Below are 24,838 nucleotides of genomic sequence, written 5' to 3'. Positions count from 1 at the left end.
AGTGGCGTGACCGGGGCGCAGCCCTGGAACTCAGCAGGAAAGGACACCTCATGCAGCATGCACGGCATACCGCCCTCGTCGCCGCCTCGCTGGCGGCGCTGCTGTCCGTGGCCGGTTGCGGCGAACGCATCGACGACCCGACGGTCGGCCAGAAACACGACTCGGCCGTGGAACGCAGCGGCCAGGCTACCCGCAGTGCCCGCCAGGATGCGCGCGAGAGCGCCGCGACGGCGCGCCCGAAGGCCGGCGACACCGCCACCACGGCCAGGGACAGGACGGGCGAAGCGGCCGACAGCACCCGCAGCGCGGCGGCCGACACCGGCACCAGCGTCATGGGGGCGTCGCGCGACACGCGCGAGCAGGCCTATGGCACCGGGGCCGCCGGTGCGGAGCGCAAGCCGGACGACAGCAAGATCACGTCCATGGTCCTCAAGGGCCTGAAGGCCGACAAGGAGCTCAATCCGCTGCGCATCGACGTCGATTCGCGCGAAGGCGTGGTCACGCTCAGCGGCTCGGTGCCGAGCGCGGCGGCCAAGGCGCGCGCCAGCGAGATCGCCCGCGGCGTCAAGGACGTCCGCTCGGTCAACGACCAGCTCACGCTGGTCTCGGGCTAGGCCGCCTCAGCGGGCGGCTGGGGCCGGTTGCGGGGCGCCGCCGGTGCCCGGCTCGCCGCCCTTCCTCGCCCGGGTCGGGTCGGCCTCGTCGGCGCCGGCGCCGGGCTCGGCGCGCGGCGCGTAGATCACCTCATGGATGAAGCGCAGCTTGTCGAGCGACGTCGGGCTCAGCGCGAAGGGGTAGGCGTCGCCCTGGCCCAAGCTGCGGCTGAGGCTGTTGAGCAGCAGCGTGACGGGCACCCATTGCTCGACCAGCCGGTCGAAGTCGCGCTCACGGCCTTCGAACGGATCGCCCACTTCTTCGTCGCCGCCGGCGCCGGGCACCTCGACGCGGGTGTTGTAGGAGGCCGCCGTCTCCAGCAGGTCGACCATGTGCAGGTAGTGGGCCCAGGTCTCGGCCCAATCCTCCCACGGGTGGGAGGTCGCGTAGGCACTGACGAAGCCCTGCTGCCAGTTGGCCGGCTGGCCGCCGGCGGCGTAGTGGCGTTGCAGGGCTTCCGAGTAGTCCGCCCTCTCGTCGCCGAACACTTGCCGGAATGCCTCGACGCGGCCGCCTTCCTCGATCAGCCGGTCCCAGTAGAAGTGGCCCGACTCGTGGCGCAGGTGGCCCAGCAGCGTGCGGTACGGCTCGCGCATCTCGACCCGCCGCTTGACGCGCTCGGCGTCGTCGGCCTCGGCGACGTTGAGCGTGATCACGCCGTTGGCATGGCCGGTCATGACCATCTGGCCGGGCATGTCGGCCATGAATTCGAAGACGGGCCCGTCGCGCCCGCCGCTTTGCGGCATGACCTCGACCAGCCCCAGGCGCGCCAGCGTGTAGAACAGGCGGCGCTTGGCCACCTCGATGCGGTACCAGCGCTCGACGTTGTCCGGCACCGACAGGTCCGGCAGGACGCGCGTCTGGCGGCACGAGACGCAATAGGGATTGGGGTCTTCCGCCGGGACCGCGAAGTTGCAGGCCTGGTGGTCGACGTGGTTCTGGCACAGGCGGTAGCGGTGCTGCGCCTGCCGGCCGGCGGTCGTGCGGCGCTGCCAGCTGCCGTCCTGCCCGGCGACCGGCTCGATGGCGCACAGCGCCAGCCGGTGCGGCAGGAACGCGAGCGCGCTGCCGCACTGCAGGCACTGGACGTTCTCGAAGAACAGCGGATGGCCGCAGTGGTCGCAGCGGAAGGTTCTCATGGGGGGCTTGCGCCGGCGAGCGCCGGCCCGGTGATTGCGCGCCGCCGCTGCGGCGGCGCGGGAAGGGTCAGGTCAGGGACGCACGACGATGTCGTTCTTGACCGTGCGCACGCCCTTGGTGTTACGGGCCAGGTATTCGGCCTGGGTCTTCTCGGCGCTGGACTTGGCGAAGCCGGACAGCTGCACCGTGCCGTTCAGGGTCTCGACCTTGATGGACGACGCGTCAACGGTCTTGTCCTCGACGAACTTGGTCTTCACCGCCGTGGTGGTCGTGGTGTCGTCGATGTACGAGCCGGCGCTTTCCTGGCCGCGCGTGACCGCGCAGCCGGTGCCGGCGAGGGTGGCCACTGCCAGGACGGCGGCGGCGAGGATGCGGGTTTGGATCATGTGTGTTCTCCCTTGTCTGTCAGTTGAAGTGCGTCTCGGTCTCGGTTTGCGCACCGGCAAGTCGCACTGTCACCGGCCGGTGCTCGTCGTCATTCTTCGTCGGCCTCGTCGCCGCGCGGGTTGTGCGATGACGCCATCGCGGACATCACCAGCGATGCCACCTGGGGCGACTTCGCCAGCGCCACCAGCACGCCGGTGGCGGAAATCAGCTTCCACGGGCGCAGCAGCACCAGCACGGCGCCGGTGGCCGCCGCGATGCCCAGGAACTGCATCGGCTTGCGCCGTGCATAGGACGCGAGCGCGGGGCGGGCCAGGTCGACGGCCATGTGGGCCGGGTGATAGCGCCACCAGTCCTCGACGATGTCGCGGGCGTGCTCCAGCCAGTCCGGTCCGGATCGGCGGCGGCGCGTGCGCGGAGGGGGCTCGCCGGGCTCGAACTGCGCGCCGAGGTCCTCGGCCTGCAGTCCCTTCTTGCGCAGTTCCTTCCGGTGCACATAGTCGAGGATCGCCAGCCGCGTGCGTTCGAGCTGTTCGCCGCCCGTGCTCACGGACGGCCCCCGAGCGTGCGCAGGGCCTGGGCATCAGCACCGAGCTGTGCCCTCAGTTCGGCGAACGCCCGGTTCGGCATCGGCTTGCGCGCGATGCCGAAGGCCACCGCCGCCAACACCAGCGGCACCGCCGGCACCAGCACCAGGGACCAGTGGAACGTCTCGTGCAACGTGCCGAGCATCAGCGCCACGCCGGCGAGGATCAGGAACAAGAGCATCCCGACCCCGCACACGACCCACGCGATCCCCCGCTTGGTGACTTCCGTGCCGACGCTGGAGGCTTCCTCCTGCATGAGAGCGGCGTAGCCGGCGACATGGTCCATGACCAGCTCTGGCCGGCTGACGAGGACCGAGAAGATGGGGTGGACGAGGGCCATGGCGAGCCGGGCGGCGCTCAGTAGTAGTAGCGGGTGTTGCGGCGGTTGCGCGCCACCAGCACGATGGCGGCGACGGCGGCGCCCACGGCGGCAGCGATCAGCGCCGACTTCACGGGTTGCTCGGTCACGTAGCGGCCGGTCACGCCGGCATAGCGGCCCAGGCGCTCCTGCGCGGCGCTGGCCGTTTCGCCCACGGCGCCCAGGCCGCGGCTGGCGAGGTCCTGCACGCCGGAGCGCAGGTCGCGCACGCGCTCCAGGGCGTCGTCGGCAAGGTTCTGGGTGGCCGCGGTGGCGCGGGACGTTCTGCTGCTATAGGGCATGGCTGTCCTTCCTCTGGATGGCTGGGTGCGCGCCGCGGCACGAGCGCGGCGCCGCGGACAGCGCCGGTCGTGTCTCGATCGCGCTACGCCGACAAGCGTATGCGGGGGGGTAGGCCGTGCCTGATCAGCGACAGGCGTGAGACCTTGTCGGCATCCGGGGAGGGGGTTTGTGCGCGCCGTCCTACAGATCAGGCGGTCTGCGCCTGCGCCGGCAACACGGCCACCACGCGCGTGCCGGACCCCGGTGCCGAGCTGACGGTGAGCCGCCCGCCGGCCGCCTCGACCCGGTGGCGCATGCCGGCCAGCCCGTGCGTGGAGCGCCGGGCCTTGACGGTATCGAAGCCCTTGCCGTCGTCGCGCACCATGACCTCCACATGGCCGGTGTACGCATGCACCGCAATCTCGGCGTGGCGTGCTTCCGCGTACTTGCCGATGTTGGTGAGCGACTCCTGCACCAGCCGGTAGACGGTGAGCTGGCTGGCCTCGTCGAGGTCGACCGGCTCCAGCGAGGAAGCCACTTCCACGCCCGACCGCTCGGAGAACTCGCGCGCCAGGATCTCCAGCGACGCGGTGAGGCCCAGGTTGGAGAGGGAGGACGGCCGCAGGTCCTCGATGATGCGGCGCTTGAGGGCGATACCGCTGTTGAGGGTCTCGGTGAGGTGCTGCAGGCGCTGCCCCACCTCCGCCGGCGGCTCGCCCAGGCGCGACTTCAGGCGCGCCACATCGAGCTTGGCCGCCGTGAGCAGCGCGCCCAGCTCGTCGTGCAGTTCGCGCGCCAGGTGGCCGCGCTCCTCCTCGCGCACCTGCTGCAGGTGGGTGGCCAGCTCGGCCAGCGAGGCGGTGCGATCGCGCACCTGCCGCTCCAGCAGGTCCCTTTCCTGCTGAAGCGCGAGCTGCTGCTGCTCACCGGCGAGCTTGAGCGCGGTGCTCTGGCGCAGCGACAGCCAGAAGGCCAGCAGGGCCACCAGGGTGGCGACCGCAATGCCGGCGCGCGAGAGCGTCAGGGCGCGGCGCACCTCGGACTGGCTGTCGTCGATGCGGGCGGCGGTGCTGCCGATCAGTTTGCCGGCCTGCTCGCGGATGGCGTCCATCTGTTCCTTGCCGACGTCGGTGAGCAGCACGAATTTCCAGGCATCCTCGTTGCCCTGTTTGCGCATGCGGACCGACAAGTCCATCTCGGCCAGCTTGCGCTGCACGTTGCGGCCCAGCTGGCCCAGCACCGGCGCCTGCTCGGCCGAGTCGGCGTACGCCCTGCGCAGGGCCTCGAGGTCCTGCCCGATCTCGGCGACGGCCCGGTCGTATGGCTCGAGGTATCGTGGGTCGCCGGTGAGCAGGAACCCGCGCGATCCGGTTTCGGCATCCAGCACGTGCTGCAGCAAGCGGTTGAGGGATCCGCGCGTCTCGAAATCGCGCGTCATGTTGTTGAGCGCGCTCAGCGATCTTCCGTGTCCGGCTTCGTTGATGCCGATGAGGACGCAGGCGGCCAGCACGGCCAGCACCAGGGCGATAGCCATTCTGGGCCATGCTGAACGGACCATGGACTTCAATGCCTGGGCCCCCTGAGCCGACCAAAAAGCTGAATAATCATGACTGAAGGGTAGGCCATTTCAGTTTCGGGATGGGCCACAATGGCCAAAGCAGCACTGAAAGCGAAGACACATGATCAAAGTCGGCATTGTGGATGACCATGCCATCGTTCGGTCGGGGCTCAAGCAGTTCTTCTCCGAGCAGGTGGACCTGCGGGTGGTGGGCGAGGCCGCCAGCGGCCGCGAGGCGATCGACCTGGTTCGCACCACGGAGCTCGACGTGCTTGTCATGGACCTGTCGATGCCCGGGCAGAGCGGCATCGATGCCCTCGGCATGATCCGCGCGAAGGCGCCGGACGTCGGCATCCTGATCCTCTCGGGTTATCCCGAGGAGCACTATGCGATGAACCTCATTCGCCAGGGTGCCAGCGGTTACCTCAACAAGGAATGCGAGCCGATGGAGATCGTCAACGCGATCCGCACCATCGCCCTCGGGCGCCGCTACATCTCCCCCGCGGTGGCGGAACTGCTCGCGCAGCAGCTCAATCGCAAGGAAGGCGGCGCGCCGCACGAGCAGCTGTCCGAGCGCGAGTTCCAGGTGTTCCTGAAACTGGCCAAGGGCGAGACGGCCGGCGACATCGCCAAGGCGCTGTCGCTGTCGGTCAAGACCGTCAGCACGTACCGCACGCGCCTGATGGAGAAGATGAGCCTGGCCTCCAACAGCGACCTGACCTACTACGCCCTGAAGAACAAGCTCATCGACTGAGCAGGGCACTCCGCGCCGCCGGCCACCCGGCCCGGCGCGGCATCAGGCGCGCGAGGCTTCCGACTGCTGCATGCAGTAGTCGATCAGCGCGTCGATCTCGTTGGACTTGTCGAACACCGCATCGGCGCCCAGCTGCGAGCAGCGCTTGCGCATCTCGGTGGTGGCGTAGTTGGAGAGCACCACCACGCGCTGTTCGGGGCGGCGCCCGCGGCACGCCTCCAGCACGCCCAGCCCGCTGCCCTGCTTGAGGAAGAGGTCGACGATGGCCAGGTCCCAGTCGACCTGCGGCCGCGCCAGCCAGGCGCGGGCGTCGCGCTCGGTGTCGGCCCAGGCCAGCGCCCGGATGCAGGCGAGCTCCTCGAGCGTGCCGATGAGGTTCTCGCGGATGGTGGCGTTGTCCTCGACGATGAAGGTTCTCAGTTCCACGGGCTCGCAGGCGGATGGGCATCCCCGCGGGGCGGGGGCAATCCGCCATCGTAGGGCAGCGTCCGGCGCGCGCCTGTAGGCACGTACCGACAGGAGCTTACGCGGGCCACTGACCGGCCATTGGCGTCGACCGCACCAGACTCATCGCACTTTGCGCGCCGCCGCGCAGGCCTTGCAATGAAGCTGGTTCTTCACACCCTCATCATCTTCTTCGGCACGCTGCTGGCTGCCGGCCTCGTCGCGCTGGGTGAGCCGGCCGACCAGTCGGCCGCACCGGCCATGCCGCAGGCCGACACCACGGCGCAGAGGTGAGGCGGCGATGAGGCACGCCGCCGGGTCGCCCTGGTCCCGCACCTGGGTGAAGGTGCTGGCCGCGTTCGGCGTGCTCATCCTGGCGCTGCTGGTGCTGGTCACCTTCTTCCCCTGGGACATGCTGCGCGGGCCGGTGAACCGCTACGTCAGCCAGAAGACCGGCCGCCACTTCGAGATCACCAAGCGCCTGGACGTGAAGGTCGGCGGCACGACCCGGGTGCTGATGGACGGCATCGAGTTCGCCAACCCCGACTGGGCCCAGGACCGCTACCTCATCAAGGCCGATGCGGCCGAAGTCGACGTGCGCCTGCTGCCGCTGCTGATGCGGCGGCGGATCGAGCTGCCGCTGATCCGGCTCACCCGTCCCCAGCTCGGGCTGCAGCAGGACGCGGATGGGCGCCGCACCTGGGCGCTGGGCAGCGATACCAAGGACGAACGCAACGTGCCGTCGATCGGCGCGCTGGTGGTCGACCAGGGAACGGCGCACTACGTGGCGCATGCGCAGGGCGCCGACGTGCGGGCCGAGTTCGCGATGGACCGGCGGCCGGGTGCCGGCGCCGCCCCGGCCGCCCCGGCCGAAGGGACGCCGGCCAACGATCCAGCCATGCCACTGCGCTTCAAGGCCCAGGGCCGCTGGCAGGACCAGCCGTTCACGGCGCAGGGCCGCACGGGGGACGTGCTGTACCTGAGCGCACCGCTGCAGCAGCCGTTCCCGGCCGAAGTGCAGGTGGCCGCCGGCGCCACCAGCCTGCGCGCACGCGGCGCGGTCGCGAGCCTCGCCACCCTGGACGGCGCCAACGTCGAATTCCAGCTGCAGGGCAACAACCTCGCGGAGCTGTACAAGCTGGTGGGCGTCGTGCTGCCCGACACGCCGCGCTACACCGTGGCCGGGCAGCTGTCCAAGCAGGGTGAGTCCTGGCGCGTGCGCCGCATCGACGGCCGGCTCGGGCACTCCGACATCGCCGGAGAGCTCGCGTACGACCATGCGGGCAAGGTGCCGTCGCTGACCGGCCAGCTGAAATCGCGCATGCTGGATTTCGCGGACCTGGCGCCGGTGATCGGCATGCAGGACAAGCCCGGCGCGAAGGAGCCTCCCCAGCCGGCCGCCACGTTCACCGCCAAGGGCACCCAGATCGCGGCTGCGCCCGCCTCCTCGCGCAAGGCCAAGGGCAAGAAGGAGGCGAAGGACCCGATGCGCAAGGTGCTGCCGACTGCGACGGTCGACGTCAGCCGGCTCAAGACCATGAATGCCGACGTGCGGATCGACGCCGCCAAGGTGGTCAACGCCAAGGGCCTGCCGCTGGACCGCATGAGCACCCATGTGCTGCTGAAGGACGGCGTGCTGGTGCTCGACCCGCTGGACCTGGGCATCGCGGGTGGCCGCCTGACCGGACAGCTGCGCCTGGACGCGACGGCTGCCCCGGCGGCCGTGCAGGCCCGCCTCGATGGGCGGTCGCTGGACCTGAGCCGGCTGGTGCCGGCCTCCCAGTCGCTGCGCAACAGCGTCGGCAAGGTGCAGGCGCAGATCGACCTGAAGGCGCGCGGCAATTCGGTCGCACAGCTGCTCGGCACCTCGTCGGGCAATGTCGCGATGCTGATGGGCCGGGGCGAGATCAGCAACATCCTGCTGGAGATCGCCGGCCTGGACGGCGGCGAGCTGATCAAGTTCTTCGTCGAGGGCGACCAGCGGGTGCAGACGCGCTGCGCCGCCATGGCGTTCGACGTCGACAAGGGCGTGATGCTCTCGCGCGCGCTGGTGATGGACACCAACGACACCGTGTTCACCGGCCACGCCCGCGTCGACTTCGCGCGCGAGGCACTGGCCATCTACGTCAAGCCAGCGCCCAAGGACCACAGCATCCTGAGCGTGCGTTCGCCGCTGGAGATCGGCGGCACGTTCGGCGCACCCCGGTACGGGCTGGACAAGACCGCCCTGGGCGGACGCGCCGCGGCCGCCCTCGCGCTGGGCGCGATCAACCCGCTGCTGGCGCTGGCGGCCACCATCGAGACCGGACCCGGCGAGGACATCGACTGCGTGGCCACCCTGCGCAACGTGGCGGCGCCGCGGGCCGAGGCGCGCGTGGAGCAGACCGCGCCGCCGGTCGCCGGGTCGGGCGGCAAGACCGTCGACGATCCGGGCAAGAAGATGGGCGCGGCTTCCGCGAAGCGCTGACTCAGCCGGCGCGCGTGGCGCACACCGGGCAGCCGGCGTGGCGTGGCGTGCCCAGGCGGGTCCAGTCCATCGTGCGCGCGTCCAGCATCAGGAGCGCACCGGTGGCCGGCGTGCCCGCGCCGCACAGCAGCTTGAGCGCCTCCGCGGCCTGCATCGCCCCGATGATGCCCACCAGGGGCGCGAACACGCCCATGGTGGCGCAGCGGGTCTCCTCCGGCGCCGCATCGGGCGGGAACACGCAGGCGTAGCAGGGCGAGGCGGGGTCGCGCACGTCGAACACCGCGAGCTGGCCGTCGAACCGGATGGCAGCGCCCGAGACCAGCGGCTTGCCGTGCCGCACGCAGGCGGCGTTGACGGCCTGGCGGGTGGCGAAGTTGTCGCAGCAGTCGACCACCACGTCGGCCCGCGCCACCAGGGTGTCGAGCAGGGCCGCATCGGCCCGCGCCTGCACCGCCTCGACCTGCACATGGGGGTTCAGGCCGGCGATCGCGGCGCGCGCCGAGGCGACCTTGGGCTGGCCCACGCGGTCCATCGCATGGGCGATCTGCCGCTGGAGGTTGGTGACGTCCACCGTGTCGGCGTCCACCAGCGTGATGCGGCCGACGCCGGCCGTGCCCAGGTACAGGGCCACCGGCGAGCCCAGCCCGCCGGCACCGATGACCAGGGCGTGGCCGGCCGCCAGCCGCTCTTGGCCGTCGATCCCGATTTCCTCCAGCAGGATGTGGCGGGAGTAGCGCAGCAGGTCGTCGTCGGTCATGGCCCGGATTGTCCCGAAAAAGGGACAGCGCACTGCGCGGGCCCAAAAAGGGACAGCGCACTGCGCAGGCCACAAAAGGGACACCGCCCTGCGCGGGCTCAAAAAGGGACAGCGCCCTGCGCGGGCCACAAAAGGAAAAGCCGGCTCGCGCCGGCTTTCATGGTCAACCCGGCGGCCTGCGCCGCCCGGATCACTGTTCCTTCTTCTCGTTCTTGTTCTCGATGACCTGGGTCTTGCTGATCAGGACCGGACGGCCCTTCAGCTGGTTGATGGCCTGCAGCAGCTGGAAGTCCTTGTCGCTGCCCAGCTCGGGCATCTTGCGGTCGGCGATGGCCTTGCGCGCTTCCTCCTCGGCCTTCTTGCGGGCTTCCTCGCGCAGCTTGTCGCGCGCCGGGTCCTTGACCTCGGGGCCCTGGCCGCTGGCGAGGTGCTTCTCGAGGTCGGCCTCGCGGGTGCGCAGCAGCGAGAACAGGTTGCCTTCCTCGCTCTCGTCGACCAGCACGTCGGGCACGATGCCGCGCGCCTGGATGGACTTGCCGCTGGGCGTGAAGTAGCGCGCCGTGGTGAGCTTCAGGCCAGTGTCGGGGCCGAGCGGGCGCACCGTCTGCACCGAGCCCTTGCCGAAGGTCTGGCTGCCCAGGATGGTGGCGCGCTTGTGGTCCTGCAGGGCGCCGGCGACGATCTCGCTGGCCGAGGCCGAGCCTTCGTTCACCAGCACGACCAGCGGCACCGTCTTCAGGCCGGCCGGCAGGCGGCGCAGCGGGTCGGCACCGGAGCGGCGCTGGTAGAACTCCGGCGCCGCCTTGTAGATGAACTTGCTCTCGGCCAGCTGGCCGTTGGTGGACACCACGGTGACGTTCTCGGGCAGGAAGGCAGCCGAGATGGCCACGGCCGCATCGAGCAGGCCGCCCGGGTCGTTGCGCAGGTCGAGCACCAGCCCGCGCAGGTTGGGATCGCCCTTGTAGATCTCCTCGACCTTGCGCACGAAGTCGTCGACGGTGCGCTCCTGGAACTGCGACAGGCGGATCCAGGCGTAGCCGGGCTCCACCACCTTGCCCTTGACGGAGATCGTGCGGATCTCCTCGCGCCGGATGGTGACCGGGAAGGAGCGGCTCTCGTCCTTGCGGAAGATGGTGAGCGTGACGTTGGTGTTGGGCTCGCCGCGCATGCGCTTGACCGCATCGGACAGCGACAGGCCCTTGACCACGGTGTCGTCGATCTTGGTGATCAGGTCATTCGGCTTGAGGCCGGCGCGGTAGGCGGGCGAGCCCTCGATCGGCGAGACCACCTTGACCAGGCCGTCTTCCTGCGAGATCTCGATGCCCACGCCGACGAAGCGGCCGGAGGTGCCCTCGCGGAATTCCTTGAACGACTTCTTGTCGAAGTACTGCGAGTGCGGGTCGAGGCTGGCCACCATGCCGGAGATGGCGTCGGTGATGAGCTTCTTCTCGTCGACCGGCTCGACGTAGTCGGTCTTGACCATGCCGAAGACCGCGGCGAGTTGCTGCAGTTCTTCCAGCGGCAGCGGCGCCAGGGTGCCACGCGCGACGGTCTGCAGCGAGACCGTGGTCAGGGCGCCGGCCAGCGCGCCCACCGTGATCCAGCCGGCGATCTTCAGTTTGTGGCTCATGGGAAACGTCAAGTCCTCTCGCGAAGCGCCAATTTATACACCTGAGAAGACGTTCTGATGCTGCATCAGGCCCCGGGTTCCAGAAGAGCGGTGCCGGGCGTGCGAAAACCACGGGGATTTACAAGCCGTTTGCCTAGCCCGCACCGCCGCGGGGCGCCGGCACCGGCCAGGTCAGGCGCTGGTCAGGCTTTGCCTTGGTTGGCCACCGCCGCCGCCGCCTTGGCCGCCGCCTCGGCGTCGCCCAGGTAGTAGTGCCGGATCGGCTTCAGGTCGGCGTCCAGCTCGTAGACGAGCGGGATGCCGTTCGGGATGTTCAGGCCCACGATGTCGGCGTCGGAGATCCCGTCCAGGTACTTCACCAGCGCCCGGATCGAATTGCCGTGCGCCGACACCAGCAGGCGCTTGCCCGATCGGATGGCCGGCGCCATGGACTCGTTCCAGAACGGCAGCACCCGGGCGACCGTGTCCTTCAGGCATTCGGTCAGCGGCACCTCGCCGGCGGGCATCCGGGCGTAGCGCAGGTCGCCCCGCTCGCTGCGCGGGTCGGACGGCTCCAGCGGCGGCGGCGGGATGTCGTAGCTGCGGCGCCAGACCAGCACCTGCTCGTCGCCATATGTCTTGGCCGTCTCGGCCTTGTTCAGGCCCTGCAGACCGCCGTAGTGGCGCTCGTTCAGGCGCCAGGACTTGACCACCGGCAGCCAGGACCGGTCCATCTCGTCGAGACAGTGCCACAGGGTGTGGATCGCGCGCTTGAGCACGCTGGTCTGGCAGACGTCGAATTCCCAGCCCTCGGCGCGCAGCAGGCGGCCGGCGGCCTTGGCCTGCTCGATGCCGGTGGGCGTGAGGTCCACGTCGGTCCAGCCGGTGAAGCGGTTTTCCAGGTTCCAGGTCGATTCGCCGTGGCGGATCAGGACGAGCTTGTGCATGGGAGTCGGAGTCGGGGAAACCGCGGATTCTAGAATCCCGGGTTTGCGCCGAGGGCGCGACACAAGGACAAGATGGACTTCGTCATCAACAACTGGATGCTCATCGCCGTGGCGGCCGCCTCGGGCGCGATGCTGCTGTGGCCGGTGGTGCAGGGCGGCGCGGCCGGCGGGCTCACGCCTGCCAGCGCGGTGCTGCTGATCAACCGCGAGAAGGCGGTCGTGATCGACGTCTCCGAGGCCGACGAGTACGCCGCCGGGCACGTGGTGGGGGCCCGCAACGTGCCCCTGGGCGAGTTCGAGCAGCGGCTGCCCGACGTGGTCAGGAACAAGGCCCTGCCGCTGGTGCTCGTGGACGCCACCGGCGGCCGCTCGGGCCGCGCGCAGGCGACGGCCAAGAAACTGGGCTACGACAAGGCCCAAGCCCTGGCCGGCGGACTCAAGGCGTGGAAAGACGCTAACCTGCCGGTCGAGAAAGCCTGAATCCGACCCATGCAACCCGTCACCATGTACACCACCGCCGTCTGCCCCTATTGCATCCGGGCCAAGCAGATCCTCAAGGCGCGCGGGGTGGACCAGATCAACGAGATCCGCGTCGATGCCCTGCCGCAGGAACGCATGAAGATGATGGAGATCACCGGCCGCCGCACGGTGCCGCAGATCTTCATCGGCGACACCCACGTGGGCGGCTGCGACGACCTGATGGCGCTGGACAGCCAGGGCGGCCTGGTGCCGCTGCTCCAGCGCGCCTGAGATAATCCGCGCCCACCGATCCCGGCCCGCCCCGTCCGCACGCGGCGGGCCGTTTCCCTGACCGAAAGTACCCCATGGCCGAGCAACAGGACCCCGTCTTCCAGATCCAGCGCGTCTACCTCAAGGAGGCCTCGCTGGAGCAGCCCAATTCGCCCGGCATCCTGCTCGAGCAGGAGCAGCCCTCGGTCGACATCCAGCTGGGCGTGGAAGCCCAGCAGGCGGCCGACGGCGTGTACGAGGTCTGCGTCACCGCCACCGTGACGACCAAGATCAAGGAGCGCACCGTGTTCCTGGTCGAGGCCAAGCAGGCCGGCATCTTCGAGATCCGCAACCTGCCGCCCGAGCAGATGAGCCCGATCATGGGCATCGCCTGCCCGCAGATCGTCTACCCCTACCTGCGCAGCAACGTGTCCGACCTGGTGACGCGCGCCGGCTTCCCGCCGGTCCACCTGGCCGAGATCAACTTCCAGTCGATGTACGAGCAGCAGCAGCAGCAGGCGCAGGGGCAGCAGGAAGAGCCCTCGCGCATCATCACGTCGGCCTGACGCGATGAAGCTCCTGGTGCTGGGCGCCGGAGCATGGGGCACGGCCCTCGCGGCCAACGCCGCCGCCCGCCACGAAGTCACCCTCTGGGCCCGCGACGATACCCAGGCTGCGGTGCTGCGCGAGCAGCGCGAGAACCGCCGCTACCTGCCCGGCATCGGCCTGCCCGACGCGCTGGCGGTGGCCGGCGGCGACCCGGTGGCGCTGGCGGCCCGGCACGAACTGGTCATCGTCGCCACGCCGATGGCGGGGCTGCGCGGCCTGCTGCAGGCCCTGGCCGGCTGCACGGCGCCGCTGGCCTGGTTGTGCAAGGGCTTCGAGTCCACCGGCCTGCTGGGCCACGAAGTGCAGGCGGCGGTGGCTCCGCGCCTGCTCGCCGGGGCGCTCACCGGCCCCAGCTTCGCCCAGGAAGTGGCGCGCGGCCAGCCGACGGCACTGGTCGCGGCCAGTTCCCATCGTGCCGTGCGCGAGGCGCTGGTGGCGGCCTTCCACGGCCCCGGCGTGCGCGTCTATGCCAACGACGACCTGCCCGGCGCCGAGGTCGGCGGGGCGGTGAAGAACGTGCTGGCCATCGCCACCGGCCTGTGCGACGGCCTGCAGCTGGGGCTGAACGCGCGCGCCGCCCTGGTCACGCGCGGGCTGGCCGAGATGACGCGGCTGGGCGTGGCGCTGGGCGGCCGCCCCGAGACCTTCATGGGCCTGTCCGGCCTGGGCGACCTGGTGCTCACCGCCACCGGCGACCTCAGCCGCAACCGCCAGGTCGGGCTGGCGCTGGCGCAGGGCCGCACCCTGGAACAGGCGGTGCAGTCGCTGGGCCACGTGGCCGAGGGCGTGCTGTGCGCCCGCACGGTGGTGGAGCGGGCGGGCCGGCTGGGCGTGCAGATGCCCATCGCCAGCGCCGTCGTCGCGCTGCTCGACGGCACCCTGCGGCCGCAGGCTGCGGTACAGGCCTTGATGGGCCGGGATCCGGCGGCCGAGCGCGCCTAGTTCGCCCGGCCGGCCGTCAGGCCTTGCCGCTGCGCTTGGGCGGGTTGTTGTAGACGAAGGTCGAGTAGGTGTGCTCGGCGAAGCGGTGCCACAGCATCACCTCGCCGCGGAACTTGCCCCACGACTCGTACAGCTTCCGGAAGGCCGGGTTCTTGTCCGATTCCTCGGCGTAGAGGTCGAACGCCGCGTCCTGCGCCGCCTTCAGCAGGTCCTGCGGGTAGGCGTGCAGCTTGACGCCGTTGGCCACCAGCTTGCGCAGCGCCGTCGGGTTCTTGAAGTCGTATTCGGCCATCATGTCGATGTTGGCCTCGGCGGCGGCTGCCTCGAATGCCGCCTTGTAGTCGGCCGGCAGGGCCTCCCAGGCTTTGGTGTTGACGTAGAACGAGTAGGACGAGTTGCTCTCCCACCAGCCGGGGTAGTAGTAGTGGGGCGCGATCTTGTAGAAGCCCAGCTTCTCGTCGTCGTACGGCCCGACCCATTCGGCGGCGTCGATCGTGCCTTTTTCCAGTGCGGGGTAGATGTCGCCGCCGGGGATGTTCTGCGGCACGGCGCCCAGCCGCGCCATGACCTCGCCGCCGATGCCCGGGATGCGCATCTTCAGGCCCTTGAGGTCTGCCGTCTTCCTAATTTCCTTCTTGAACCAGCCGCCCATCTGCACCCCGGTGTTGCCGCCGGGGAAGCTGATGATGTTGAAATCCTTCAGGAAATCGCGCACCAGCTGCTGGCCGCCGCCGTAGTACAGCCAGGCGTTCTGCTGCCGCTGGTTGAGGCCGAAGGGCAGGGTGGTCTCGAAGCCGAAGGCCTTGTTCTTGCCGACGAAGTAGTAGCTGGCCGTGTGGCTGCATTCGACGCTGCCCGATTGCAGTGCATCGACCACACCGAAAGCGGGCATGAGCTCGCCGGCCGCATGCACCGAGACCTGGAACTTGCCGCCGGTGATGGCGGCCAGCCGCTTGGACAGCACCTCGGCGCCGCCGTAGATCGTGTCCAGGCTCTTCGGGAAGCTCGATGCCAGCCGCCAGCGCACGTTGGGCGAACCCGTCTGGGCGAGCGAGGGAAGCGAGAGGGCCGCGGCGCCGGCGCCGACGCCGGCCTGCAGGAAGCGCCGTTTTTGCATGTGACTGCCTCGTCAGTGGTGGTCGAGGCCCGTCGCAACGCAAGACCGGTGCCAGAGGGTCAGCCGCCGGGATCGGCCTGGGCCAGGGCCAGGGCCTGCGCGATCGCCTGCGTCTCGGCCGGCCGCACCAGCCGGGCGACCTCCCGGCCATCCTGCAGCACCACCAGGGTGGGCCACAGCTTGATGCCGAAGGTGCGCCCGAGGCGGCGCCCGCTGCCGTCCTCCACCTTGACATGGCGCATGCCCGGATGCGCGGCCAGCGCCTCGGCGATCCTGGGCTGGGCGCCGCGGCACCAGCCACACCAGGGGGCGCCGAATTCCAGCAGCACGGGGCCGGTCCAGGCATCGACCTCGGCGCGTGCGGGTTCCTTCTCGAGATAGGCGGTTTCCATCGCCCGATTGTCCCGCGCGGCCAAGGGAGCCGCAGGCCACGGTAGCAAGCGGCAACCGCGCCGGCCCGGGCTCCGGGACAATGCCCCGATGCGCATCGGGCTGATCTCCGACACCCACGGCCTGGTCCGGCCGCAGGCGCTCGCCTTCCTGCGCGGCTGCGACGCCATCCTGCACGCCGGCGACATCGTCGAGCCCACCATACTGGACCTGCTGGCCGGCATCGCGCCGCTGACGGCCGTGCGCGGCAACAACGACCACGGCGCCTGGGCCGAGCGCCTGCCGCTCACCGCGACCGTGCAGCTGGGAGGGATCGGCATCTACGTGCTGCACGACATCGCCGACCTGGCGCGGCATCCGGCACCGGCCGGCGCCCGGGTGGTGGTCAGCGGCCATTCCCACCGGCCGCTGGTGCGCGAGGAGGGCGGCGTGCTGTTCGTCAATCCGGGCAGCGCCGGTCCGCGGCGCTTCTCGTTGCCGATCTCGGTCGGCGAGCTGCGGCTGGAAGGTGGCGCCGTGCGCGCCGTCACGGTGCCGGTCGGGGCCTGAACGCCGGGCCCGCGCTGCCGCATCAATAATGCGGCGTGGAAACCAAGTGGCTGGAAGACTTCGTGAGCCTGGCCGAGACGCGCAGCTTCAGCCGCTCCGCGCAGCTGCGGCACGTGACGCAGCCGGCCTTCTCGCGCCGCATCCAGGCGCTGGAGGCCTGGGCCGGCACGGACCTGGTGGACCGCAGCTCCTACCCCACCCGCCTCACGCCGGCCGGCGAAACGCTCTACACCCAGTCGCTGGAGATGCTGCAGGCCCTGCAGACCACCCGCGCCATGCTGCGCGGCCACGCCTCCGCCGGGCAGGACGTGATCGAGTTCGCCGTGCCGCACACGCTCGCCTTCACCTTCTTCCCGGCCTGGGTCTCCAGCCTGCGGGAGAAGTTCGGCCCCATCAAGAGCCGCCTGATCGCGCTGAACGTGCATGACGCGGTGATGCGGCTGGTGGAAGGCGGCTGCGACGTCCTGATCGCCTACCACCATGCCTCGCAGCCGCTGCAGCTGGACCCCGACCGCTACGAGATGGTGTCGCTCGGCCAGGAGGTGCTGGCGCCGTACTGCAAGCCCGGCGCCGACGGCGAGCCGCTGTTCAGGCTGCCGGGCCGGGCGATGGCACCGCTGCCGTACCTCGGCTATGCGCCGGACGCCTACCTCGGGCGCGTGACCGACCTCATCCTCAAGCAGGCCGGCACCGCCATCCACCTCGACCGCGTGTACGAGACCGACATGGCCGAGGGCCTGAAGGTGATGGCCCTCGAGGGCCATGGCGTGGCCTTCCTGCCGCACAGCGCGGTGAAGAAGGAGTTGCGGGCGCGCAAGCTGGTGCCGGCCGCCCCGGCCGACCTGCCCGGGCTGGAACTGGCGATGGACGTGCGCGCCTACCGCGAGAAGCCGTCCGGCCGCGACGCCCCCAAGGGCACGGCGCAGGCGCTCTGGAGCTATCTGGCCGCCGGCGCCTGAAGGGCTGGAAAGTCGGCCCGCAGGCCGCGTCCGTGCTGCATCATGCATTTCTTGCATGATGGGTCCGGCAAACGGCATTGGCTGGCGGCGTGACCGCTGGCTACAGTTTGCGGCACCCCGGCTTCACACCAGCACCCATGCCAAACGACCACCGCCTCGAGCACGACTTCCTCGGCGAAAAGCAGATTCCCGCCGCTGCCTACTGGGGCGTGCACACGGCGCGCGCGGTGGAGAACTTCCCGATCTCCGGCACCCCGGTGTCGGCGATGCCGGAGCTGGTGCGGGCCTTCGGCTACGTGAAGAAGGCCACCGCCCGCTCCAACCTGGAACTGGGGGTGCTGGACGAGAGCCGGGCCTACGCCATCATGGCCGCCTGCGAGCAGTTGATCGCGGGTGAGCACCATGAGGAGTTCATCGTCGACGTCATCCAGGGCGGGGCCGGCACCTCGACCAACATGAACGCCAACGAGGTGATCGCCAACCTGGCGCTGGAGCGCATGGGGTTCGAGAAGGGGCGCTACGACGTGCTGCACCCGAACGACCACGTCAACGCCTCGCAGAGCACCAACGACGTCTATCCCACCGCCGTGCGGCTGGCGCTGTGGTTCGGCATCGACAACCTGCTGGCGTCGATGGCGATCCTGCGGGCCGGCTTCGAGGCCAAGGCGGTGGAGTTCAAGTCGGTGCTGAAGATCGGCCGCACCCAGCTGCAGGACGCCGTGCCCATGACGCTGGGCCAGGAGTTCTCGACCTACGCGGTGATGATGGAAGAGGACGAGGACCGGCTGCGCGAGGCGCGGGCGCTGATCCAGGAGATCAACCTCGGGGCCACCGCCATCGGCACCGGGATCAACGCGCCGGCCGGCTATGCCGAGCTGGCCTGCCGCCACCTGGCCGAAGTGAGCGGGGTGCCGGTGGTCAAGGCCAAGAACCTGGTGGAGGCGACCCAGGACACCGGCGCCTTCGTGCAGCTGTCGGGCGTGCTCAAGCGGGTGGCGACGAAGCTGTCCAAGACCTGCAACGACCTGCGCCTGCTGTCCAGCGGGCCGCAGGCCGGCTTCGGCGACATCCGGCTGCCTCCGCGCCAGGCCGGCTCATCCATCATGCCGGGCAAGGTGAACCCGGTGATCCCGGAGGTGATGAACCAGGTCGCGTTCGAGGTGATCGGCAACGACGTGACGGTGACCATGGCGTCCGAGGCGGGCCAGCTGCAGCTCAACGCCTTCGAGCCCATCATGGGCTGGAGCCTGCACAAGAGCATCCGCCACCTGTCGAACGCCTGCATCACCCTCGAGGCCAACTGCGTGGCCGGCATCGAGGCCAACCACGAACTGCTGGCCCGGCGCGTGCGCGAGTCGGTGACCCTGGTCACGGCCCTGAACCCCATCATCGGCTACGAGAAGGCGGCGCTGATCGCCAAGACCGCCATCGCCAGCGGCGCCAGCATCGACGACGTGGCGCAGTCGCTGGGCATCCTCACCCGGGAACAGATGGAGGCGCTGCTGGTGCCGGAGAAGCTGACGGAGCCCTTGCGGCTGGTTGTCACTGGTCCGGCGAGGGCATGAACCGTGCTTGAATCTCGCCTGCACGGCACCGCCGTGGTGATTCAGGGTAATCCCCAGCGTCCGGATCCCTAGAATTTCGTTCTCAATCTGACTACGTTCCTACCGGAGATCCAACATGAAGAAGGTCCTGCTCGCCGTCGCCGTGGCCGCCGCCACTGGCACCGTGTTCGCCCAGGCAAACGACACCATCGCCAAGGTCAAGGCCTCCGGCGTGGTCACGATGGGTGTGCGCGATTCGTCGGGCGCCCTGTCGTACACGCTGGGCGACGGCAAGTACGCCGGCTTCCACTACGAGCTGTGCCAGCGCATCATCGCCAACCTCGAGAAGTCGGCCGGCAAGAAGCTGGAGGTCAAGTACCTGCCGGTCACCTCGCAGAACCGCATCCCGCTGGTCCAGAACGGCACCGTCGACATCGAGTGCGGCTCCACCACCAACAACGCCACCCGCCAGAAGGACGTGGCGTTCGCCGTCACCACCTACGTCGAGGAAGTGCGCATCGCGGTCAAGGCCGCTTCCGGCATCAACTCGCTGGCGCAGTTGAACGGCAAGAACGTGGCCACGACCACCGGCACCACCTCCGTGCAGCTGCTGCGCAAGCATGAGCGCGCCGCCAACGTCGACTTCAAGGAAGTGTTCGGCAAGGACCACGCCGACAGCTTCCTGATGCTGGAGTCGGGCCGCGCCGACGCGTTCGTCATGGATGGCCAGATCCTGGCCGGCAACATCGCCACCGCCAAGAACCCGGCCGACTACAAGATCGTCGGCGAGACCATCAGCGTCGAGCCCATCGCCATCATGCTGCGCAAGGACGACCCGGCCTTCAAGAAGCTGGCCGACGACACGCTCAAGGACCTGATGAAGAGCGGCGAGATCGCCAAGATCTACGACAAGTGGTTCGTGCAGCCGATCCCGCCGAAGAACACCAAGGTCGGCCTGCCGGCCAGCGAGGCCACCAAGTCCGCCTGGAACAACCCGAACGACAAGCCGGTGGAGGAGTACCTGAAGAAATAAGCGGCGACGTGCCGCCACCACAAACCCCGTCCGGCGCCTTGCACCGGGCGGGGTTTGTGCTTGAAGATCAACGGGGCGCGCGCCGGGGGCGCCGCCTCCACGAAGAACATCACTGAGGGACCCCAAGGGGGGAAACAACATGGCTTGGGACTGGCAGGTCTTCTGCAGGAACACGACCGAGGGGACGATCGAACCCGGTTGCTGGGCCAAGGGTGGCGACATCACCTACCTGGAGTGGATGGTCCACGCCTGGGGCTGGACGCTCTCGGTCGCCGTGTGTGCCTGGGTGGTCGCGGTGGTGGTGGGCGCGCTGGTGGGCACGGCGCGCACGCTGCCCAACAGTCCCTGGCTGGTCCGGTTGGCCAACGCCTGGGTGGAGCTGTTCCGCAACATCCCCATCCTCGTGCAGCTGTTCATCTGGTACTTCGTGGTGCCCAAGCTGTTCCCGCTGTTCCAGCAGGTGCCCGGCTTCCTGCTGGTGGTGTTCGCGCTGGGCTTCTTCACCTCGGCCCGCATCGCCGAACAGGTCCGGGCCGGCGTGCAGGCGCTGCCGCGCGGCCAGCGCTACGCCGGCATGGCAATGGGGTTCACCACCGCCCAGACCTACCGCTACGTCATCCTGCCGATGGCGTTCCGCATCATCCTGCCGCCGCTCACCAGCGAGTCGATGAACCTGCTGAAGAACTCGTCGGTCGCGTTCGCCGTGTCCATCGCCGAACTCACCATGTTCGCGATGCAGGCGCAGGAGGAGACCTCGCGCGGCATCGAGGTCTACCTGGCCGTCACTGCCCTGTACGCGCTGTCCGCCTTCACGGTCAACCGCGTGTTCGCCTTCATCGAGAAGAAGGTGCAGATCCCCGGCTTCATCGTCGCCGGCGGCACCGGGGGCCACTGACATGGATCTGTCCTTCTTCAGCTGGGAACTGATCAGCAAGTACGTCCTCAACGGCTTCTACTTCAGCGTCCAGCTCACCGTCGTCGCCACGCTCGGCGGCATTCTCTTCGGCACCCTGCTGGCGCTGATGCGGCTGTCGGGCACGCCCCTGCTGGCGATCCCCGCCACGGTCTACGTCAACGGCATGCGGTCGATCCCGCTGGTGATGGTCATCCTGTGGTTCTTCCTGCTGGTGCCCATCCTCATCGGCCGCCCGGTCGGTGCCGAGTACTCGGCCAACATCACCTTCGTGGCGTTCGAGGCCGCCTACTTCAGCGAGATCATGCGGGCCGGCATCCAGTCCATTCCGCGCGGCCAGGTCTACGCCGGCCAGGCGCTGGGCATGACCTACGGGCAGAACATGCGGCTGGTGGTGCTGCCGCAGGCGTTCCGCAACATGCTGCCGGTGCTGCTGACGCAGACCATCATCCTGTTCCAGGACACCTCGCTGGTCTATGCCATCGGCGCCTACGACCTGCTCAAGGGCTTCGTCACCGCGGGCAAGATCTACGGCCGCCCCGAGGAGGCCTACCTGTTCGCCGCCGTCATCTACTTCGTCATCTGCATGGGCTTGTCGTACCTGGTCAAGCGCCTGCAGGCCAAGATCGCCATCATCCGCTGAGCCCCCAGGAACCCCCGCCATGATCGAAATCAAGAACGTCTCCAAGTGGTACGGCCCGGTGCAGGTGCTCAACGACTGCTCAGTCAACATCAGCAAGGGCGACGTGGTCGTCGTCTGCGGCCCGTCCGGCTCCGGCAAGTCCACGCTCATCAAGACCGTGAACGGCCTGGAGCCCATCCAGAAGGGCACCATCAGTGTCGACGGCATCGGCGTCACCGACCCCAAGACCGACCTGCCCAAGCTGCGCAGCCGCGTCGGCATGGTGTTCCAGCACTTCGAGCTGTTCCCGCACCTGTCGGTCACCGAGAACCTCACCATCGCGCAGATGAAGGTCCTGGGGCGCAGCGCCGAGGAGGCCAAGACCCGCGGCCTGAAGATGCTCGACCGGGTCGGACTGATGCTGCACAAGGACAAGTTCCCCGGCCAGTTGTCCGGCGGCCAGCAGCAGCGCGTGGCCATCGCCCGCGCGCTGTCGATGGACCCCATCGTCATGCTGTTCGACGAGCCCACCTCGGCGCTCGACCCCGAGATGGTGGGCGAGGTGCTCGACGTCATGGTCGGCCTGGCCAAGGAAGGCATGACCATGATGGTGGTCACCCACGAGATGGGCTTCGCCCGCAAGGTGGCCAACCGCGTGATCTTCATCGACGTCGGCGGCCGCATCCTCGAGGACTGCTCGAAGGACGAGTTCTTCGGCCACCCCGAGAACCGCCAGCCGCGCACCAAGGATTTCCTGAACAAGATCCTGGCGCACTGAGGGAGACCCCGGCGGCGACCTGCAGCGTCGCCGCGGCCTCGCTTGCCGTCCTGCCGGGGCCGGGCCGGCTTCCTTCCGGCATCGCCTGCCGATCCCCGGCCGAGCCAGGTCCGTGCACGCCTCTGGGACAATCGGCGCATGCACAACGAGATCACGATCACCCGTCCCGACGACTGGCACCTGCACGTGCGCGACGGCGCCGCCATGGCCGCCGTCGTGCCGCAGTCGGCGGCGCAGTTCGGACGGGCGGTCATCATGCCCAACCTCCGGCCGCCGGTGACCACCGCGGCCCAGGCCGCCGCCTACCGGCAGCGCATCCTCGAGGTGGTGCCGCGCGGCGTCGCCTTCGAGCCGCTGATGACGCTGTACCTCACCGACAACCTGCCGCCCGACGAGATCCGGCGCGCCAGGCAGGCCGGCGTCGTCGCGCTCAAGCTCTACCCGGCTGGCGCCACGACCAACAGCGACGCCGGCGTCACCGACATCCGCAAGACCTACCGCACGCTGGAGGCGATGCAGCGCGAGGGCCTGCTGCTGCTGGTGCACGGCGAGGTGACCTCGCCCGACATCGACCTGTTCGACCGCGAGGCGGTGTTCATCGACCGCCAGCTGATCCCGCTGCGCAAGGACTTCCCGGGCCTGAAGATCGTGATGGAGCACATCACGACGAGGGAAGCGGCGGCCTACGTGCGCGACGCCGGCCCGCTGACGGCCGCCACCATCACGGCGCACCACCTGCTCTACAACCGCAACGCGATCTTCATCGGCGGGATCCGGCCGCACTACTACTGCCTGCCGGTGCTCAAGCGCGAGGAGCACCGGGTGGCGCTGGTGGCCGCAGCCACCTCGGGCGACCCGCGATTCTTCCTGGGCACCGACAGCGCGCCGCATCCGGCGCACCTGAAGGAGCACGCGAGCGGCTGCGCCGGCTGCTACACCGGGCACGCGGCGATGGAGCTGTACGCCGAGGCGTTCGACGCCGCCGGCGCGCTCGACCGGCTGGAAGGCTTCGCCAGCTTCTTCGGCGCCGACTTCTACGGCCTGCCGCGCAACGCCGGCACGCTCACGCTGCGGCGCGAGGCCTGGACCGTGCCCGACGCCTATCCCTTCGGCGAGGCCGAGCTCAAGCCCCTGCGCGCCGGCGAGGCGCTGGCCTGGAGGGCCGTGGCATGACCGCCAAGCCCCGCGTGGCCCTGCTGATCGACGCCGACAACGCGCCGGCGTCCAAGATCGGCCTGATCCTCAACGAGCTGTCCACGCAGGGCGAGACCAACATCCGCCGCGCCTACGGCAACTGGAAGAAGAGCGAGCTCAAGGGCTGGGAAGAGCAGCTGCACGAGCACGCCATCCGCCCCATGCAGCAGTTCGACTACAGCAAGGGCAAGAACGCCAGCGACATGGCGATGGTGATTGACGCGCTGGACCTGCTGTACACCGACCGCCCCGACGCCTTCGGCATCGTCTCGTCCGACGCCGACTTCACGCCGCTGGTGATGCACCTGCGCGCCAAGGGCGCGGCCGTGTACGGCTTCGGCGCCCGCAAGACGCCCGAGCCGTTCGTCAACGCCTGCTCGCGCTTCCTGTTCCTGGACGACCTGCGGCCGGCCAGCGCGGACGACGGCGATGCCGCCGACGCCGACCGCGGCCCGCGCCTGCGGATGGCGCCGGCCGAGCTGCGCCAGGACCGCAAGCTGGTGGCGCTGCTGCGCAACGCGGTGCAGTCGGCGGCCGACGACGACGGCTGGTCGTCGGTGAACGACGTGCGCCAGCAGATCGGCAACCAGACCTCCTTCGACCAGCGCAACTACGGCTACTCCACCCTGACCAAGCTGCTCGCCGCCATCGACCTGTTCGAGTTCGCGGACGAGGGCACCTCGCGGGTGGCGGTGCGCGAGAAGCAGGCGCCGTCCGCCCGCCGCCGGTGAGCGGCGCGATCGACTGGTCGCGGCCCTGGTTCGCGCCCTGGCGCGCCGCCGGCGCACCGGTGGCGGCCGCCGTGGCCGCCGGCGCCGCGCAGCACGACGCCCTGAACGCCGCCCGGCCGCCGCTGCGTTTCGTGCCGCAGGCGGCGCTGCCGGACGGCACGGCCTACGAGCAGTTCATCTTCGACACCGGCACCTGCCCGGTGCGCCCCGGCGCCCACGACTTCTTCAACGGCCTGGTCTGGCTGCAGCTGCCGCGCACCAAGTGCCGGCTGAACGAGCTGCAGGCGCAGGCGATCGCCGCCGGCGGGATCGGCGGGCGGCGCGGGCCGGTGCGCGACGCGATCACCGTGCTGGACGAGAACGGCGCCCTGCTGCAGGCGCCCGAGCCGCTGTGGGCGGCGTTGCTGGCGCGCGACTGGCGCCGGCTGTTCGTGGAGCTGCGCCCGCTCTGGCGGCTGGCGCGCCTGCTGGTGGTCGGCCACGCCCTGCTGGAGAAGCTGGCGGCGCCGCGCAAGGACCTGACGGCCCATGTCTGGCGTGTCCCCTGTCCGGATGTGGCGTTCGCCGCGGCCGACGGCTGGCTGGCCGCACAATGCACGCCGCAGGCCTTGGCGGCCAAGCCATTCGCCCCCTTGCCCGTGCTGGGCATCCCGGGCTGGTGGCCGGCCAACGAGAACTTTTCTTTCTACGACGACTCAGTGGTGTTCCGGCCGCCGCGGCCACGGGTCGATCCGACAGGGGACCAGCGGCCGGTCCCGCGCGCTTGAGAACGGCTGGGGAGCCCTCA

At 69.7% G+C, this 24,838-nt stretch carries 30 protein-coding genes; 18 read left to right on the top strand and 12 right to left on the bottom strand.

The genetic code is table 11. The features are described from left to right. The first annotated feature begins 50 nt into the window (after positions 1-50). Positions 51-614, top strand: coding sequence for a BON domain-containing protein (locus GON04_RS08975; protein WP_157397563.1), 564 nt, complete (start codon positions 51-53; stop codon positions 612-614). Between the two features lie 6 nt (positions 615-620). Here the strand turns inward: GON04_RS08975 and GON04_RS08970 are convergent, their stop codons facing one another. From GON04_RS08970 to GON04_RS08945, 6 genes are all read right to left on the bottom strand, one after another. After that, a complete protein-coding gene (locus GON04_RS08970) occupies positions 621-1,793 on the bottom strand; it encodes a zinc-binding metallopeptidase family protein (RefSeq protein ID WP_157397562.1) in 1,173 nt (390 codons plus the stop codon). Between the two features lie 72 nt (positions 1,794-1,865). Beyond that, complete coding sequence (locus GON04_RS08965) at positions 1,866-2,180, bottom strand: BON domain-containing protein (protein ID WP_157397561.1); 315 nt, start codon at positions 2,178-2,180, stop codon at positions 1,866-1,868. Positions 2,181-2,269: 89 nt separating this feature from the next. Continuing rightward, positions 2,270-2,728: a hypothetical protein gene (locus GON04_RS08960; protein WP_157397560.1), complete on the bottom strand. Its 459-nt coding sequence runs from the start codon at positions 2,726-2,728 to the stop codon at positions 2,270-2,272. After that, the gene (locus GON04_RS08955) at positions 2,725-3,105 is read right to left on the bottom strand and encodes a hypothetical protein (RefSeq protein ID WP_157397559.1); all 381 of its coding nucleotides are present in this window, start codon (positions 3,103-3,105) and stop codon (positions 2,725-2,727) included. Before GON04_RS08955 ends, GON04_RS08960 begins: the two co-directional genes overlap by 4 nt. A 17-nt stretch (positions 3,106-3,122) precedes the next feature. Further along, on the bottom strand, positions 3,123-3,425 hold the full coding sequence (locus tag GON04_RS08950; protein WP_157397558.1) for a hypothetical protein: 303 nt from the start codon (positions 3,423-3,425) through the stop codon (positions 3,123-3,125). A 188-nt stretch (positions 3,426-3,613) separates the two neighbouring features. Next, positions 3,614-4,939 (bottom strand): CHASE3 domain-containing protein, encoded by a 1,326-nt coding sequence (locus GON04_RS08945; RefSeq protein WP_232532962.1) that lies wholly within the window; start codon positions 4,937-4,939, stop codon positions 3,614-3,616. Positions 4,940-5,084: 145 nt separating this feature from the next. On the opposite strand from GON04_RS08945, the gene GON04_RS08940 reads away from it, so the two are divergent. Beyond that, positions 5,085-5,717: a response regulator gene (locus GON04_RS08940; RefSeq protein WP_013902425.1), complete on the top strand. Its 633-nt coding sequence runs from the start codon at positions 5,085-5,087 to the stop codon at positions 5,715-5,717. Between the two features lie 42 nt (positions 5,718-5,759). Here GON04_RS08940 and GON04_RS08935 read toward each other — a convergent pair whose 3' ends face one another. Then, a complete protein-coding gene (locus tag GON04_RS08935) occupies positions 5,760-6,143 on the bottom strand; it encodes a response regulator (protein WP_181653957.1) in 384 nt (127 codons plus the stop codon). Positions 6,144-6,320: 177 nt separating this feature from the next. On the opposite strand from GON04_RS08935, the gene GON04_RS27045 reads away from it, so the two are divergent. Together GON04_RS27045 and GON04_RS08930 are read left to right on the top strand one after the other, a co-directional pair. After that, a complete protein-coding gene (locus GON04_RS27045; RefSeq protein WP_255481821.1) occupies positions 6,321-6,455 on the top strand; it encodes a hypothetical protein in 135 nt (44 codons plus the stop codon). A gap of 7 nt (positions 6,456-6,462) precedes the next feature. Further along, complete coding sequence (locus GON04_RS08930) at positions 6,463-8,628, top strand: AsmA family protein (RefSeq protein ID WP_157397556.1); 2,166 nt, start codon at positions 6,463-6,465, stop codon at positions 8,626-8,628. A 1-nt stretch (position 8,629) separates the two neighbouring features. Here GON04_RS08930 and GON04_RS08925 read toward each other — a convergent pair whose 3' ends face one another. The 3 genes from GON04_RS08925 to gpmA all read right to left on the bottom strand — a co-directional run bounded on the left by GON04_RS08925 (position 8,630) and on the right by gpmA (position 11,941). Beyond that, positions 8,630-9,385 carry a HesA/MoeB/ThiF family protein gene (locus GON04_RS08925; RefSeq protein ID WP_157397555.1) on the bottom strand — a complete coding sequence of 252 codons (756 nt, stop codon included), beginning with the start codon at positions 9,383-9,385 and terminating at the stop codon, positions 8,630-8,632. Between the two features lie 190 nt (positions 9,386-9,575). Then, positions 9,576-11,015 (bottom strand): S41 family peptidase, encoded by a 1,440-nt coding sequence (locus GON04_RS08920; protein ID WP_157397554.1) that lies wholly within the window; start codon positions 11,013-11,015, stop codon positions 9,576-9,578. A gap of 182 nt (positions 11,016-11,197) precedes the next feature. Continuing rightward, positions 11,198-11,941: a 2,3-diphosphoglycerate-dependent phosphoglycerate mutase gene (gene gpmA / locus GON04_RS08915; RefSeq protein ID WP_157397553.1), complete on the bottom strand. Its 744-nt coding sequence runs from the start codon at positions 11,939-11,941 to the stop codon at positions 11,198-11,200. A 72-nt stretch (positions 11,942-12,013) separates the two neighbouring features. Here gpmA and GON04_RS08910 point away from each other — a divergent pair, with 72 nt between their 5' ends. The 4 genes from GON04_RS08910 to GON04_RS08895 all read left to right on the top strand — a co-directional run bounded on the left by GON04_RS08910 (position 12,014) and on the right by GON04_RS08895 (position 14,221). Continuing rightward, on the top strand, positions 12,014-12,421 hold the full coding sequence (locus GON04_RS08910) for a rhodanese-like domain-containing protein (protein WP_157397552.1): 408 nt from the start codon (positions 12,014-12,016) through the stop codon (positions 12,419-12,421). A gap of 9 nt (positions 12,422-12,430) precedes the next feature. Beyond that, a complete protein-coding gene (gene grxC / locus GON04_RS08905) occupies positions 12,431-12,691 on the top strand; it encodes a glutaredoxin 3 (protein WP_157397551.1) in 261 nt (86 codons plus the stop codon). Between the two features lie 74 nt (positions 12,692-12,765). Continuing rightward, on the top strand, positions 12,766-13,236 hold the full coding sequence (gene secB / locus GON04_RS08900; RefSeq protein WP_157397550.1) for a protein-export chaperone SecB: 471 nt from the start codon (positions 12,766-12,768) through the stop codon (positions 13,234-13,236). 4 nt (positions 13,237-13,240) lie between these two features. Further along, on the top strand, positions 13,241-14,221 hold the full coding sequence (locus tag GON04_RS08895; RefSeq protein ID WP_157397549.1) for an NAD(P)H-dependent glycerol-3-phosphate dehydrogenase: 981 nt from the start codon (positions 13,241-13,243) through the stop codon (positions 14,219-14,221). A gap of 16 nt (positions 14,222-14,237) precedes the next feature. Here GON04_RS08895 and GON04_RS08890 read toward each other — a convergent pair whose 3' ends face one another. Beyond that, on the bottom strand, positions 14,238-15,338 hold the full coding sequence (locus GON04_RS08890; protein WP_157397548.1) for a TRAP transporter substrate-binding protein: 1,101 nt from the start codon (positions 15,336-15,338) through the stop codon (positions 14,238-14,240). A 59-nt stretch (positions 15,339-15,397) separates the two neighbouring features. Further along, positions 15,398-15,730: a thioredoxin family protein gene (locus GON04_RS08885; RefSeq protein WP_157397547.1), complete on the bottom strand. Its 333-nt coding sequence runs from the start codon at positions 15,728-15,730 to the stop codon at positions 15,398-15,400. Positions 15,731-15,818: 88 nt separating this feature from the next. Here GON04_RS08885 and GON04_RS08880 point away from each other — a divergent pair, with 88 nt between their 5' ends. The 10 genes from GON04_RS08880 (at position 15,819) to GON04_RS08835 (ending at position 24,818) form a co-directional block, all read left to right on the top strand. After that, positions 15,819-16,277, top strand: a complete 459-nt coding sequence (locus GON04_RS08880; RefSeq protein ID WP_157397546.1) for a metallophosphoesterase family protein — start codon at positions 15,819-15,821, stop codon at positions 16,275-16,277. Positions 16,278-16,312: 35 nt separating this feature from the next. Continuing rightward, a complete protein-coding gene (locus GON04_RS08875) occupies positions 16,313-17,236 on the top strand; it encodes a LysR substrate-binding domain-containing protein (RefSeq protein ID WP_181653956.1) in 924 nt (307 codons plus the stop codon). Positions 17,237-17,373: 137 nt separating this feature from the next. Then, a complete protein-coding gene (locus tag GON04_RS08870) occupies positions 17,374-18,801 on the top strand; it encodes an aspartate ammonia-lyase (RefSeq protein ID WP_157397545.1) in 1,428 nt (475 codons plus the stop codon). A gap of 115 nt (positions 18,802-18,916) precedes the next feature. Then, positions 18,917-19,813, top strand: coding sequence for an amino acid ABC transporter substrate-binding protein (locus GON04_RS08865; protein ID WP_157397544.1), 897 nt, complete (start codon positions 18,917-18,919; stop codon positions 19,811-19,813). A gap of 139 nt (positions 19,814-19,952) precedes the next feature. Continuing rightward, positions 19,953-20,708 (top strand): amino acid ABC transporter permease, encoded by a 756-nt coding sequence (locus GON04_RS08860; RefSeq protein WP_157397543.1) that lies wholly within the window; start codon positions 19,953-19,955, stop codon positions 20,706-20,708. 1 nt (position 20,709) lies between these two features. Beyond that, positions 20,710-21,369, top strand: a complete 660-nt coding sequence (locus GON04_RS08855; protein WP_157397542.1) for an amino acid ABC transporter permease — start codon at positions 20,710-20,712, stop codon at positions 21,367-21,369. Between the two features lie 19 nt (positions 21,370-21,388). Then, a complete protein-coding gene (locus tag GON04_RS08850; protein WP_157397541.1) occupies positions 21,389-22,126 on the top strand; it encodes an amino acid ABC transporter ATP-binding protein in 738 nt (245 codons plus the stop codon). A gap of 138 nt (positions 22,127-22,264) precedes the next feature. After that, entirely contained in the window at positions 22,265-23,299 is a 1,035-nt protein-coding gene (pyrC, locus tag GON04_RS08845; protein ID WP_157397540.1) for a dihydroorotase, read from the top strand. Next, positions 23,296-24,051 carry an NYN domain-containing protein gene (locus GON04_RS08840; RefSeq protein WP_157397539.1) on the top strand — a complete coding sequence of 252 codons (756 nt, stop codon included), beginning with the start codon at positions 23,296-23,298 and terminating at the stop codon, positions 24,049-24,051. The genes pyrC and GON04_RS08840 overlap by 4 nt, the downstream gene beginning before the upstream one ends. Beyond that, complete coding sequence (locus GON04_RS08835; protein ID WP_181653955.1) at positions 24,048-24,818, top strand: DUF3025 domain-containing protein; 771 nt, start codon at positions 24,048-24,050, stop codon at positions 24,816-24,818. Before GON04_RS08840 ends, GON04_RS08835 begins: the two co-directional genes overlap by 4 nt. Positions 24,819-24,838 lie beyond the last annotated feature (20 nt).

It is taken from the genome of Ramlibacter pinisoli, from assembly GCF_009758015.1.
Lineage (GTDB): Bacteria > Pseudomonadota > Gammaproteobacteria > Burkholderiales > Burkholderiaceae_C > Ramlibacter > Ramlibacter pinisoli.
The sequence above is the reverse complement of the archived record's forward strand: the minus strand, read 5'-3'. Positions and strand labels throughout refer to the sequence as shown.